This is a genomic window from Gottfriedia acidiceleris (genome assembly GCF_050457485.1).
Lineage (GTDB): Bacteria > Bacillota > Bacilli > Bacillales > Bacillaceae_G > Gottfriedia > Gottfriedia acidiceleris_D.
This window is the reverse complement of the sequence record NZ_JBCMJM010000009.1, coordinates 1-13,874: the sequence shown is the minus strand read 5'-3', so window position 1 is coordinate 13,874 and position 13,874 is coordinate 1. Positions and strand designations below refer to the sequence as shown.

At 31.7% G+C, this 13,874-nt stretch carries 15 protein-coding genes and 1 other annotated feature; of the genes, 9 read left to right on the top strand and 6 right to left on the bottom strand.

The window, feature by feature from the left end; genetic code table 11:
• Positions 1 to 61 precede the first annotated feature (61 nt).
• The 5 genes from mtnN (at position 62) to ABEY15_RS10760 (ending at position 3,928) form a co-directional block, all read left to right on the top strand.
• Positions 62 to 754, top strand: a complete 693-nt coding sequence (gene mtnN, locus ABEY15_RS10780) for a 5'-methylthioadenosine/S-adenosylhomocysteine nucleosidase (protein ID WP_429890091.1) — start codon at positions 62 to 64, stop codon at positions 752 to 754.
• A 174-nt stretch (positions 755 to 928) separates the two neighbouring features.
• Complete coding sequence (locus ABEY15_RS10775) at positions 929 to 1,648, top strand: ABC transporter ATP-binding protein (RefSeq protein WP_335475508.1); 720 nt, start codon at positions 929 to 931, stop codon at positions 1,646 to 1,648.
• On the top strand, positions 1,645 to 2,661 hold the full coding sequence (locus ABEY15_RS10770; RefSeq protein WP_429890090.1) for an ABC transporter permease: 1,017 nt from the start codon (positions 1,645 to 1,647) through the stop codon (positions 2,659 to 2,661). The genes ABEY15_RS10775 and ABEY15_RS10770 overlap by 4 nt, the downstream gene beginning before the upstream one ends.
• Positions 2,662 to 2,664: 3 nt before the next feature.
• Positions 2,665 to 3,309 (top strand): TetR/AcrR family transcriptional regulator, encoded by a 645-nt coding sequence (locus ABEY15_RS10765; RefSeq protein ID WP_335475512.1) that lies wholly within the window; start codon positions 2,665 to 2,667, stop codon positions 3,307 to 3,309.
• Positions 3,310 to 3,694: 385 nt separating this feature from the next.
• The gene (locus tag ABEY15_RS10760) at positions 3,695 to 3,928 is read left to right on the top strand and encodes a YrhC family protein (protein WP_429890089.1); all 234 of its coding nucleotides are present in this window, start codon (positions 3,695 to 3,697) and stop codon (positions 3,926 to 3,928) included.
• A 73-nt stretch (positions 3,929 to 4,001) separates the two neighbouring features.
• Here the strand turns inward: ABEY15_RS10760 and sigK are convergent, their stop codons facing one another.
• Positions 4,002 to 4,721: an RNA polymerase sporulation sigma factor SigK gene (gene sigK / locus ABEY15_RS10755; RefSeq protein ID WP_069035122.1), complete on the bottom strand. Its 720-nt coding sequence runs from the start codon at positions 4,719 to 4,721 to the stop codon at positions 4,002 to 4,004.
• 258 nt (positions 4,722 to 4,979) lie between these two features.
• Positions 4,980 to 5,207, top strand: a binding site (T-box leader).
• A gap of 103 nt (positions 5,208 to 5,310) precedes the next feature.
• On the opposite strand from sigK, the gene ABEY15_RS10750 reads away from it, so the two are divergent.
• The 3 genes from ABEY15_RS10750 (at position 5,311) to ABEY15_RS10740 (ending at position 8,993) form a co-directional block, all read left to right on the top strand.
• Positions 5,311 to 6,396 (top strand): bifunctional 3-deoxy-7-phosphoheptulonate synthase/chorismate mutase, encoded by a 1,086-nt coding sequence (locus tag ABEY15_RS10750; protein ID WP_429890088.1) that lies wholly within the window; start codon positions 5,311 to 5,313, stop codon positions 6,394 to 6,396.
• A 36-nt stretch (positions 6,397 to 6,432) separates the two neighbouring features.
• Positions 6,433 to 7,533: a prephenate dehydrogenase gene (locus ABEY15_RS10745; RefSeq protein ID WP_429890087.1), complete on the top strand. Its 1,101-nt coding sequence runs from the start codon at positions 6,433 to 6,435 to the stop codon at positions 7,531 to 7,533.
• A gap of 227 nt (positions 7,534 to 7,760) precedes the next feature.
• Positions 7,761 to 8,993, top strand: a complete 1,233-nt coding sequence (locus tag ABEY15_RS10740) for an aminopeptidase (protein WP_429890086.1) — start codon at positions 7,761 to 7,763, stop codon at positions 8,991 to 8,993.
• 67 nt (positions 8,994 to 9,060) lie between these two features.
• Here the strand turns inward: ABEY15_RS10740 and ABEY15_RS10735 are convergent, their stop codons facing one another.
• Positions 9,061 to 9,606 (bottom strand): GNAT family N-acetyltransferase, encoded by a 546-nt coding sequence (locus ABEY15_RS10735; RefSeq protein WP_429890085.1) that lies wholly within the window; start codon positions 9,604 to 9,606, stop codon positions 9,061 to 9,063.
• A gap of 172 nt (positions 9,607 to 9,778) precedes the next feature.
• On the opposite strand from ABEY15_RS10735, the gene ABEY15_RS10730 reads away from it, so the two are divergent.
• On the top strand, positions 9,779 to 10,231 hold the full coding sequence (locus ABEY15_RS10730; protein WP_429890084.1) for an SRPBCC family protein: 453 nt from the start codon (positions 9,779 to 9,781) through the stop codon (positions 10,229 to 10,231).
• 54 nt (positions 10,232 to 10,285) lie between these two features.
• On the opposite strand, the gene crcB (ABEY15_RS10725) is transcribed toward ABEY15_RS10730, so the two are convergent.
• From crcB (ABEY15_RS10725) to ABEY15_RS10710, 4 genes are all read right to left on the bottom strand, one after another.
• On the bottom strand, positions 10,286 to 10,645 hold the full coding sequence (gene crcB / locus ABEY15_RS10725; protein WP_429890082.1) for a fluoride efflux transporter CrcB: 360 nt from the start codon (positions 10,643 to 10,645) through the stop codon (positions 10,286 to 10,288).
• Complete coding sequence (gene crcB, locus ABEY15_RS10720) at positions 10,642 to 11,031, bottom strand: fluoride efflux transporter CrcB (protein ID WP_429890081.1); 390 nt, start codon at positions 11,029 to 11,031, stop codon at positions 10,642 to 10,644. The genes crcB (ABEY15_RS10725) and crcB (ABEY15_RS10720) overlap by 4 nt, the downstream gene beginning before the upstream one ends.
• Before the next feature lie 181 nt (positions 11,032 to 11,212).
• The gene (locus ABEY15_RS10715; protein ID WP_429890217.1) at positions 11,213 to 12,328 is read right to left on the bottom strand and encodes an RNA-guided endonuclease InsQ/TnpB family protein; all 1,116 of its coding nucleotides are present in this window, start codon (positions 12,326 to 12,328) and stop codon (positions 11,213 to 11,215) included.
• Between the two features lie 206 nt (positions 12,329 to 12,534).
• Positions 12,535 to 13,296: a CPBP family intramembrane glutamic endopeptidase gene (locus ABEY15_RS10710; RefSeq protein ID WP_429890080.1), complete on the bottom strand. Its 762-nt coding sequence runs from the start codon at positions 13,294 to 13,296 to the stop codon at positions 12,535 to 12,537.
• Positions 13,297 to 13,874: the final 578 nt, after the last annotated feature.

Sequence of the window (13,874 nt, the reverse complement as noted above, 5' to 3'; positions counted from 1 at the left end):
TGATATGTCTCTATATGGTAAAATGATTAAAGTTTGAAAGAGAAAGTAGGGAATTTAAAGAATGAAAATAGCTATTATTGGAGCAATGGAAGAAGAAGTACATGTATTACGTGATAAATTAGACAACCTGAGAAAAGAAGAAGTTGCAGGCTCAGAATATAACATAGGTACATACGAAGGAAAAGAAGTAATTTTATTAAAGTCTGGAATTGGTAAAGTTAATGCCGCAATGGCAACAGCAATTCTTTTAGAAAAATATCAGCCAGACGTTGTTATTAACACAGGATCTGCAGGCGGACTTCATACTGACTTAAATGTTGGCGACGTTGTTATCTCAACTGAAGTGCGTCATCATGATGTAGACGTTACCGCATTCAATTATGAATATGGTCAAGTTCCAGGTATGCCAGCTGCATTCCTTTCTGATGACAAATTAAAGACTATCGCTAAAAAATGCGCTGAAAAAATTAATGGTATCCAAGTTGTTGAAGGATTAATCGTAACTGGTGATTCATTTATGAATGATCCAGTACGAGTAGACTTTGTAAAAGAGAAATTTGGTGATCTGTATGCTGTAGAGATGGAAGCAGCTGCAATCGCTCAAGTTTGTTATGCTTTTAAAGTACCATTTGTTGTAACACGAGCATTGTCAGATATTGCAGGTAAAGAATCAAATATTTCATTTGATCAATTCCTTCATACGGCAGCTGTTAATTCAACATTAATGGTTGAGGAAATGATTAAAGCGTTATAAATCTTTTAAAGAAAGATGTCTTATAGGCATCTTTCTTTTTTTATTAAAATACAATTGAGTGAGTACTCACTTTTTGTTGACTAGCAATAAAAAGTGAATTAAGATAAAGTTATAAAGTGAGTACTCACTCATTATGGGCACTATAAAAGAATTAGACTTGAACGGAGGAATAAGATGAGCAATGTTGTTCAAATCCAAAAAGTTGATCGTTTATTTGGAAAAAGAGCTGTACTAAAAAATATTTCAATGAACATTCAAGAAGGAGAGATTTTTGGGATTTTAGGCCCATCAGGTTCTGGTAAAACAACTTTAATCAAATTGATTGCTGGGATCGATAAAAGTTCAAAAGGAGAAGTATTAGTTTACAATAATGAAATGCCTAATTTCACAGTCCTTCCGTCAATAGGCTATATGGGACAATCTGATGCATTATATAGCGATTTAACCGGAGCTGATAATTTAAGTTTCTTTGGTGCTCTTTATAATTTAAAAGGGAAAGAACTTAAGTCGAGAATTCAAGAAGTAGCTCAAATCGTTGGTTTAGAGGATTCATTAAACAAGCAAGTTAATCAATACTCTGGGGGAATGAAAAAACGACTTTCTCTTGCCATTTCAATCCTCCATAAACCTACATTACTAATCCTTGATGAACCAACAGTTGGAATTGATCCAGTACTAAGAAAGCAAATTTGGAATCAATTTTTTGAAATGAAAAAACAAGGTACTACGATAATCATTACAACCCATATCATGGAAGAAGCTGAAAAATGTGAACGTATCGGATTAATTAGAGAAGGGGAATTAATTGCTTTAGATACTACTGAAAATTTAATCTCGCAATCAAAAACAGGTAAAATCGAAGACCTATATTTTAATACTGAGGTGAGCTCATGAGAGTCTTTGCAATTTCTAAACGAATAATAAAACAATTTTTAAAAGATAGAAGATCTCTTGCAATGATTTTTGTTGCTCCTATCGTATTATTGTTTTTATTTTCGTATATCTTAAAACAGGATGATACGAAACCAACTTTAGCCCTTGTAGACGCACCTCCAGCATTTGAGCAAATTGTGAAAGATTATGCGAATGTAAAAAATGTAAAACCTTCGGACATTAAAGAAAAATTGAAAAATATGGATCTTGATGGTGCTGTCTTATTTAAATCTGGAGAAATAGTTGTACAGTTTGAAGGGACAGATAAAGCAAGAACAACTGCAGTAATGGATGCTATTCAATCTGCAGTTAAGGAAAATACACCTTCTAATCTTAAAATTGTAATGGACCCAATTTATGGTAGTAAAAATATGGAATCATTTGATTCAATTGGACCAATTTTTATTGGATTTTTCTCGTTCTTATTTGTATTTATCTTATCAGGTATTTCATTTGTAAGGGAAAGATTAACAACAACACTTGAAAGATTACTTGTCACACCAGTCAAAAGATGGGAAATAGTAGTTGGTTATATTTTAGGCTTTGGATTTTTTGCTTTAATCCAATCGATCATTATAACAGTCTTTTCAATCAGTGTATTAGATATGTATAATGTAGGAAGTGCATGGGAAGTCTGCGTAGTTAATATTTTATTATCTCTAACTGCTCTTACACTTGGAATGCTGTTATCTGCATATGCAAATAATGAATTCCAAGTTGTCCAATTTATTCCAGTTATTGCAGTCCCTCAAATACTTTTTTCAGGTATTTTCTCAACGGCGTTTTTACCAAATTGGTTCAAATTTATCGGGGGTATTCTACCACTGACATATGGAGCAGAAGCGCTTAGAGGTATTATGATAAAAGGACAGTCGCTTTCAGATGTTGTAATTCAATTACTAATCCTACTTGGATTTTCAATAGTATTTATTTCTTTAAATATAGTTGCTTTAAAGAAACAGCGTTCAATTTAAGGAGTGTTACCAATTAAATTAGAAGAGTTTTTTCCAGAAGAAAAATTACAAGAAATGAATGAAAAAGAAATAAAAATTCTTGAAGCTGCAATTGAAATATTTGCAGAAAAAGGTTTTGTTAGTACATCTACCAATGAAATCGCAAAAAAAGCAAATGTTGCTGAAGGTACTATTTTTCGTTATTTTAAAACAAAAAAGGATTTACTAAAAAGTATCATCAAACCGACATTAGTAAAAACAATTGCTCCTTTTGAAATGGATCGGTTTTCTAAAGCAGTATTTCATTTAGAATACGAAACATTTGAAGATTTTCTTAATGCGCTTATTAAAAATCGCATGGAGTTTGCAAAGAAAAATAAGGCAGCTGTAAAAATAATCATACAAGAAATGCCATTCCAAGACGATATGCAAGAAGAGCTAAAAAGACTCTTTAAAGATAAAATGTACCCTAAAGTAGCTACTGTATTACAATCGTTTATCGATAAAGGACAAATAAAAGAACTACCGATACCGACAGTACTAAGATTAATTATCTCAACGGTAATTGGTTTAGTTATCTCTTCAATCGTCCTAGAAAATACACCTTTTTGGAACGAAGAACAGGAAACTGAACGTACGATCGAGTTTATTAAGAATGGTCTAAAATAATTTATTGCTGAGATAGTGATAACATTCAAAGAAGAAAGGGATTTTGAATAATCTCTTTCTTCTTTGTGTTGAAATATGTTCTGGAATTGAGCTGAAATAAAATTAATTAGTAAGTTATTATATTTTAGCGATATAGTAATAAATCAAAATTACTTTATTCAGTTGCATCAATTATTTGATTCTTTTCTGTGTTCAATATTCTATAAGAGCTGTGGACAAATGCGAGCAACCTGTAGTGGAAATCAACAAGACAATACTTATTTTATGACTTTAGTTTTTCTTATACTTACTAATCTCTACATATACTGCCTTTAATTACCTTCACTTTTCTTGTATAAAATATGTTAAAGTTATTAAGTCAACAAGAAGGGAAGGTGTAGTATTCGTGAATTTAAAAAAGCTACAGGCGAAGGTTAACGATTTTAAAACATTTGGAGCAATAACAACAGCATTGGCTACTTTTTTCTATATCGGGACTCTCCTTCCAAAGGACGGATTAACCCAACATAAAATATTAATTGTCGAGAGTATCGTTTTTACAATGCTGATAGTTGCATTAGGTTTCTTTCTGACATCCAATTATTTTAAACGTAAAATGCAAAAAGAAGAGCAAGCATAAAACCACTAAAAATGAATTCACTCCAATTGTTAGAACTGACTAACAATTGGAGGTCATATTCATCTTAAGTGGTTTATTTTTTATCTTTTTTCTTTTCTTTTTCAGCTCTTAAAAACTCGTGGTACATTTTCATTAAAGCACGTTTTTCAATTCTCGAAACATAACTTCTTGAGATTCCTAATTTCTTTGCGATTTCACGTTGAGTTAGTTCCTTATCCATATCAATACCAAAGCGCTGAATAATTACATCTTTTTCACGGTCGTCTAGGATCTTAATATATTGCTTGATTTTTTCTAATTCCATATTAAGTTGAATTTGATCAACTACATCTTCTGTCTCAGTTTTTAATATGTCTAAAAGTGAAATTTCATTGCCCTCTTTATCCTGACCTATCGGATCATGAAGGGAGACATCTTTTTTTGTTTTCTTTAAAGCACGTAAATGCATAAGTATTTCGTTTTCAATACATCTAGCAGCATATGTGGCTAATTTTGTTCCTTTACCTTGAACAAAGCTCTCAATTGCCTTTATTAAACCTATTGTGCCAATCGAAATTAAATCTTCCGCATCTTCTCCGGTATTTTCAAATTTTTTGACGATGTGAGCAACAAGTCTTAAATTATGTTCAATTAATAAATTTCGTGCTTCTCCATCTCCATTTGCCATACGATTTAAATAGAGCGTTTCTTCGGCTTGTGAAAGAGGTTGAGGGAAGGCATTATTTTTAACATAGGAAACAAACACAAACACTTCTTTTAAGAAAAGACTTAAGGCGGTAAATAAACCAGGCATATAATCACTCCTAAGGAAGGTAAGGTTAGTTGTTATTTATATATTTATGTAATGTACAAATTCTGTGTGTCTGTACCATAAAAAAAATGTAAGTCATGTAAAAAAAATGTTGAAAATAGTAAGCGCTACCATTTCAATGATGATGTATCTTTTTTAAAATCGTTACATATTCTAGAAAAAAAATGCATTGACAGCCTATTTAATAGTGCTTTATAATCCTCATTAATAACTTTTTTAATGAATCTTTTGACAATTAAATATATTGCGTTGATAAGGGCACAGTAGGCATAACTTCCCTGTTTAAGAGAGCTGACGAAGGCTGCGAGTCAGTACATAAGGTATGCTGAATTACATTCTTGGAGCAATTTCTATTTTTATTTAATGAAAATAGAAACGGTCATTTTGATCGTTAACAAAATGAAGGTGGTGAACAGAATTTTTGTTCACAACTAGGGTGGTACCGCGATTAATTAATTCGTCCCTACTGTTTATTCAGTAGGGACTTTTTGTTTTCATTTTTTACATACTTACTTCTTGATAAAAGAAGTGGTATTGGAATAGACATTTAAAATTTGAGGAGGAAAAAGAAATGAGTACAAATAATGAGTTAGTGCAATTACGTGATAAGGTTGATGAGATTAATTTAAAAATCGTTGAATTATTAAACGAGCGTGGAAAAGTTGTTCAAGAAATTGGTCAGCAAAAGATTAAACATGGTATTAAGCGTTTTGATCCAGTTCGTGAGCGTGAAGTTTTGGATATGATTGCAAATGTAAATGAAGGCCCATTTGAAACTTCAACTTTACAACATATTTTCAAGACGATCTTCCAAGCAAGCTTAGAACTACAAGAGGATGATCACAGAAAAGCTCTTTTAGTTTCAAGAAAGAAAAAGCCTGACAATACAATTGTTAAAGTGAAAAATGATATTGTCCTAGGTGATGGTTCTCAATCATTTATTATGGGTCCATGTGCAGTTGAAAGCTATGAACAAGTACGTGCAGTGGCACAAGCTATGAAACAACAAGGTTTAAAAATGATGCGAGGCGGTGCATTTAAACCTAGAACTTCTCCATACGATTTCCAAGGACTTGGATACGAAGGGCTACAAATTTTAAGAGAAGTAGCAAATGAATTTGATTTAGCAGTAATAAGTGAAATTCTAAACCCAAATGATGTTGAAAGATCTTTAGAATACGTTGATGTAATTCAAATTGGTGCACGTAATATGCAAAACTTTGATTTACTGAGAACAGTTGGTCAAGTAAATAAACCAGTATTATTAAAACGTGGACTGTCAGCAACAATTGAAGAATTTATTAATGCAGCAGAATACATTATTTCGCAAGGAAATGACCAAATTATTCTTTGTGAAAGAGGAATTCGTACTTACGAGAAAGCTACAAGAAATACATTAGATATCTCAGCAGTACCTATTCTGAAGAAAGAAACACATTTACCAGTAGTTGTAGATGTTACACATTCTACAGGTCGTAAGGACTTACTATTACCGACAGCAAAAGCAGCATTAGCAATTGGAGCAGATGCAGTAATGGCTGAAGTACATCCTGATCCAGCAGTTGCTTTATCAGATTCAGCTCAACAAATGAATATCCCACAATTTGAAGAATTTATGTTTGAGTTAAAAGATTTCCGTGCAAAACTTCAATCATAAATAATATTACTTAATGAAGGATAGGCGGTGAATGCCTTGAAAAAGAACGTCCTTTTAATTGGCACAGGATTAATCGGAGGCTCAATTGCCTTGGCAATAAAAAAAGTTCATGATGTAAATATAATTGGATATGATATAAACGAAAAACAACTTGAAATTGGTAAAAGAATTCAAGTTTTAGATGAAACCTCGGTACAGCTTAAAGACTGTGCCGAGAAGGCTCATCTAATCATTTTTTCTTGTCCTGTAGAGGAGTCAATAAAATATATACATATGTTAAGTGAATATGAACTTAAGAATGATGTCATATTAACTGATGTAGGTAGTACGAAAAGTGAAATTATGAGGCATTCAAAGACTCTTACAGATAAAGGTTATTGCTTTATTGGAGGTCATCCAATGGCAGGATCGCATAAAACTGGCATCGAAAGTGCAAAAGTTCATTTATTTGAAAATGCATATTTTATTTTGACACCAAGTGAAAATACTAAAAATGATCAAATTGATGAATTAAAAGAATGGCTTAAAGGAACAGGTTCACATTTTGTTGTAATTGATGAAGAAACACATGATCAAATCACCGGAGTGGTAAGCCATTTTCCACATCTCATTGCTTCTAATCTTGTTAAGCAAGTTAAAACTTACTCGAAGGACGAGCCTTTAGTAACAGCCTTAGCTGCCGGAGGGTTTAGAGATATTACTAGGATTGCATCAAGCAGCCCAAAAATGTGGACGGATATTGTTATTCAAAATAAGGATACATTACTTTCATTAATTTCGAATTGGATTGATGATATGAAACAAATGTATCAACTTGTTGAAAGCCAGGATAAAGAAGATATTTTTCATTATTTCAAGGAATCAAAAGATTTTAGAGACAACATGCCAGCAAAAGCAAATGGCGCAATCCCAAGTTATTTTGATTTGTATGTAGACGTTTTAGATCGAGTTGGTGAGCTTGCTAACATCACGACAATCTTATCGATTCACCAAGTAAGCATTACGAATCTAAGGATAATTGAATCACGTGAAGGCTTACCAGGTGTACTAAGAATAAGCCTTCAAACAGAAAATGACAGAGAGAAAGCTGAAAAGTTTTTAAATGTTAATGGTTATGAGACGTATATTGTTTCATAAATAATCAAGTTTTTAGGACTTTGTCTATACACTTAAAAGCACTTTTCGAAAGTGCTTTTTTTGGTTAAATAGCGACAACTAATCAAGTCATTTGCTAATCTGCTAAGGTCTCTCTGACATTTCAAATAAAAATGAATAGTCAGTCTCTTTTGTGTACCAATTTTCTGAACTTTATATTATAATTTAGTAGGTTAGGTTTTTAATTCGTTAAACATGGAGGGATATCAATGTCTCAGTTTGAAAAATCATTAGAAAAATATGCTGAACTTGCGGTAAAAAGTGGTGTTAATATCGTACCAGGACAAACATTACAAATAAATGCACCAATCGGAGCTGCAGAATTCGTTCGTAAAGTTGTAAAATTCGCTTACGAAGCTGGAGCTAAAAATGTAAACATCGATTGGAATGATGATGTAATTACTCGTACTAAATATGAACTAGCTCCTGATGAAGTTTTTGAAGAATTCCCAGGCTGGAAAGTAACAGCAATGGAAGAATTAGCTGAAAATGGCGGCGCTGTTTTATCAGTAATTTCACCAAACCCAGAATTATTAAAAGGGATCGATCCAAAACGTATTGCAAATTTTAATAAAACAGCTAGCAAAGCACTACATAATTATCGTGAATACATGATGGCTGACCGAATTCGTTGGTCAATCGTTGCTATTCCATGTGTTGAATGGGCTGAAAAAGTTTATCCAAATGAATCAATTGATAAAGCGATGGAATTACTTTGGGACTCAGTATTCAAAATTTGCCGAGTAGACAATGAAAATCCAGTTGAAGCTTGGGTTAAACATAACGATTTCTTACAAGAAAAAGTTGTTGAATTAAATGACAAGCGCTACAAAACTTTACATTACACAGCACCTGGTACTGATTTGAAACTAGATCTAGTAGATAATCATGTATGGAAAGGTGGCGGAGCGAATAGTGAAGATGGAAAATGGTTTAATCCTAATATTCCAACTGAAGAAGTTTTCTCTATGCCACATAGCCATGGTGTAAATGGTACTGTTCAAGCAACTTTACCATTAAATTACGGTGGAAATTTAATTGAGAACTTCTCTTTAACATTTAAAGATGGTAAAGTTGTCGATTTCACAGCTGAAAAAGGCTATGATACTTTACAACACTTATTAGATACTGATGAAGGTGCTCGCCGACTAGGTGAAGTAGCATTAGTACCACATGATTCACCAATTTCAAATACAGGTTTAATTTTCTTCAACACATTATATGATGAAAATGCTTCTTGCCACTTAGCATTAGGTAAAGCATATCCAAACAATATGAAGGATGGAGAAAAATTACCTTCAGAAGAGCAAGAGAAATTAGGAATCAACCAAAGTTTAACTCACGTTGATTTTATGATCGGATCAGCGGAATTAAACATCGATGGAATTAAAGAAGATGGTACAGTTGAACCAATCATGAGAAATGGTAACTGGGCATTTTAATAGTAAATAAAAATAGAAGGGTTGTCTCAAAAGATATTTTGAGACAACCCTTTATTTTATAATTTTCTTAAATTGTTTGAAATTGATCGTTACTTCTTAGTACCGTGATAAAACCATCTAATATTGTATGACTAACAGAGAATCCCTTGCGTTTATAAAATTCTAGTGCGTTTTCATTTCCGTTTGAAACATAGATAAAATAATCCTCTACATCATCAAATTGTTTTAGCCAGTTCATTGACATTTTGAATAGTACAGAGCCTACTCCATATTTTCTATATTCTTCTTTTATATAAAATTGAGATAGACAACCAACATTCTTTTTATGGACTGATGAAAGGTCAAAAAAAGTTGCAAATTCGCTTGAGTATACTTCCTTTAGAGAAATATTCGAATAAACGTAACCAACGATTTGATCTTCATCTTTTACGATGACAATATAATTATGTATAGCTTTTTTTACTGAAGGAACCATACGTGTATCAAAATTCATACGATCAAATAACTCTGGTTTTATCTTCGCTTTTGCCTTCTGAAAAGTCATTAATTCATTACATAAATCTCTACATAACTCAATGTGATCCTCGTCAATCACTTCATAAGTTATATTCATCTTGTCACCCCTCATTAAAATTGATTAAATAAATTTCGTACGATTTAATTTTAATATATAAATACTTGAAAACAAATGAAATAATAAGTTGAACCACTTTTTGGTATATAATGGAAGTGTCATCTAGAGTCAATTCATCATTCTACACATAAAACAAATGGAGGATGAGAAAATGGAAGATCTTAAGTATGAGTTTTATATTGGAGCAAAACCGGAAAAAGTGTGGAACATATTTGTTTCGCCAGAAGGAACAAAGGCTATCTTTTTTGGTTGCATTTTAAAATCAACATTTGAAGTAGGAGCAAAATATGAATATATTGGACCAGGAGAAGATGGAGATCATACAGTGCATGTTTATGGAAAAATACTAGCATTTGAGCCCCACAAAATGATGAGCTATACTGAACATCCTGGCCCAGTATACCGTGAAAATCATGCTGAATTAGAAACTAGAATTACACTTACACTTGAAGAGATGGGTGAATGCACAAAATTAACACTACTTAACGACCAATGGCCAGACAATCACCCTTCATATGAAAATACAAAATCTACCTGGCCAATGATTTTAAGTAATGTAAAAACATATGTAGAAACCGGTAAAACATTAGATTTCGGCTGGTGAAAATTGAAAATAAAAAAACCTCTGGGATCAGAGGTTTTTGTTTTAGATTCCGGTTCATCTAAATATATGAAAACCGATATATGCGCTACAAATACTAATAATAGTAGATAAAATGATATAAGATAACGCAGTTTTATACTTTTTTGCAAGTAATAATTGAATCGCTTCGTAACCAAAAGTAGAAAAGGTTGTAAACCCACCTAATATTCCTATCCCAATAAACAGCCACATTGTAGTAGAAATCGATTTGTCGAGATATAAATGGTTTATTAAACCTAAAATAAACGATCCAAGTATGTTTATAACGAATGTTCCAGCAGGAAAATTTGTTTTAACTTTTTTATTAACATAGTTTCCAAGGGCATAGCGAAAAATTGCTCCGATTCCCCCACCTATTCCAACAATAACAATCATGATGAGGTTACTCCTTTTACTTTATTGAATTTCTCAGCCACTTTAAAACCAAGATACGCCAAACTTATTCCTACAACTAAACTTGAGATGATATAGACTAAACTTACTAGTAATTTTTTTTCATCCATCAGAATTACATTCTCAAGTGAAAAAGTAGAGAATGTAGTGAATGCTCCAGTAAATCCTGTTCCGATTAGTAAAGTATATTCAGGTTTTAATTTAACTTTAGCCATTGGTAAAAAGAAACCTAAAAAGAAGCATCCAATGATATTAATTAAAAATGTTTGAATTGGAAATCCATTTGAAAGTGGATGGATTGATAGACCTATTATGTAACGAAGAATTGCTCCAAAAAATCCTCCGATTAGTATTAATAAATAATTCATTTCACACCGTTGCCAAAAAAATATAAAAATCAATATATATCTACTATTTTTATAGATTTTGTTTACTTCCCTTTTCTACGTGTCCGATTTTGCCAATTAGGCTACTTTCGTTTGATCTAACACTCCAAGGGCGTAAATTCGGATACAACGAATCCTACATATCAGTAAAGACGACTAGGTGTCAGTTTACTAATTTATATCGTGACAAGTTGATTGCTGCGTTTATATCTCGATCGATTTCATGACCACACTCACATTTATATAATCGGTCTGACAGTTTTAAATCAAGTTTTAAACTTCCACAACTTGAACACGTTTTAGAAGATGGGTACCATTTATCAGCTTCAACAAATTCAATGCCATATTTTTCACATTTATATTGAATTTGGCGTTTGAATTTAAATAAACACTGCTTTGCAATTGCTTTTGAAAGGTGCTTATTCTTCATCATCCCTTTAATATTTAGAATTTCCATTACGATGCGATATGGTTTGGTTTTCACGATCTCGCTCGTGGATTGATGAAGATGATTTAGTCTGATATTTGTCAACCTTCTATGGAGGTGTTGTATCTTCTTTTTGATTTTTATAATGTTGCTTGTTATGACGAAACGGTTTCCCTCCTTATTCATTTCATATTTATGAGAAACTTGACGTTGCAACCTACGTAGACGTTTCTCCGTCCTTCTCACAGTACTTATTTTGTTAATATTTTTCTTCTTAATGCCATCTGAACAAACGGCTAACTCTTTAATTCCTACATCAATTCCAAGTGAGACATTCGTCAGTTCAACAATTGGTTTTGATTCTTTAATGCCTACAGAAAGATACCAGTATTTTCTGTCGTGACTAATTCTAGGATTATAGTATTTTTCAACTGGTATACATTCAGAAACTACAACCCAACCGACCTTCTCAATCAATACTTTATTCCCATCTACTTTCAGCCTCACATTATCGTTATAAAAAGAAGGTTTCGAGTTTTTTCTACTTTTGAATCGTGGCTGATCAGTTAACCCTTTAAAGAATTTTTTATACGCTTCACAAAGATCTTTTATCGCTTGTTTTGTAATGTTATTGGATACTTCATACAACCAAGAAAATTTATCAGTTTGTTTTAATACAGTTATTTCTTTTCTTAATATGCCATCAGAAATAAACTTCCCACCGTTTTTATAATTTTCTTCTTGTTTGGACAATGCCCAGTTATAAGCCCATCTAGCAGTTCCCACTGATTTCCATAATTGTTTTTCTTGTACTTTAGTTGGTTTCAATCTCACTTTCTTTGCAAGTATCATTGCTTTATCCCAGTCTTTAAGAGTTTGATTATTACTTTCGGCAATACCATCTATCAATTTCACATTACTCACCTCATGTATAGTTAAACACAATGCGTGATGTTCATTTAGAACGTATTGTGAAATTTTTATAAATTTTTAATAAATAGCGTTAAAAACTGTTGTTACCCTCATAATAAAAACGCCCCTAGGAGCGTTTTTTTTTGTTAGTTTACAATAAAAAAAGCAATAATTGAAACTAAGTTATTTAAAAAATGGGCAAAAATCGTAACTTCGATTTTTTTTGTTTTGATATAGATAATACCAAAAATTAAACCAGCTAAAGAATAAGATAGTAATGCATAGATTGAAAAGCCAGCAAGCATATGCAATAAACCAAACCCAAATGAACTTACAATTAATCCAATGATTGGAGAGTTTTTAAAAATCGAACCAATAATTAACTTACGTGTAATCCATTCTTCTTTAATTGGTGCAAGAATTACGGCAGATATAATCATAAGGACTGGATTAGTCCGTAATAAGCCTTCCACTGCTTTTTGGTTATCTGGAGTAGCAATTGAATAATTGAAATGTTGAAAAATAACATCAAGAAGTTGTGAAGAAGCCATAAGAACCACGTATGCTCCTAAAACGATCACAACGTCAATCACATTTATATTTATTCGTCTTAAAGTTAGAAGTCCTTTTTTCTTCGTATAATAATAGAGCCATAATAAGCTGAGGACACCAAAAATTGAATCCGAATAAATTGATACGGTATTTACAAGATTATCAAATTGTTTTTCAGTAATATTTATATCCGCAACACTAACAAAAATCATACCCCAAATTGAAGCAATCAAGATTAGTAAGTTTAAACCAACAATAAATATTAAAAAATAGTAGCCAAGGGTTTTTAAGGCGGCCTTACGTTCATTCGGTATATTTTCTGGAATGATTGTTTTATAGTTTAATTCATTATCCAAATCGGCTCCTCCAATTTTTTGATCTATATTCACAAACTTTCTATTTACATTTATATTAACATATCCTATTTTATCTTAAATTTAAAGCTGAAAGAACTAGAAATAGAATAAATGAGTTTATTTATTTTATAACCATTTTTATTTAATATATGAAAGATTCAATGCATTATATGATAGATGAGAAGGTACTTAAAAATAATTAAATTAAAAACAAGGTATGTAAGTATACCTTGTTTTCAGAGTGTTGAAATTTAAAATGGTCAATAGAGAAAACGGACATTAAATGAACATTTATTAATGATGAAATTTTCATTTTTTGGTTGAGCTATCTATTAATGGTTATAAATTTTAATATGTTTGAGCAATTTTATGATTCCAATAACACTAGTAATGTTTTTTTCAGAAGTTAAAAATATTAAGAGCTAATTTTTAGAAAAACAAATTCAGTTGATTAGTTTATTAATTAATGTTCGATATTAATTGACCTAAAAACTGATTAATAAACATCTGTTAGGATACTCTTAGTAAAGGCTATTTGTTTAGATTTTATTGCAGACTTTTTTTTGATGAATAAGTTG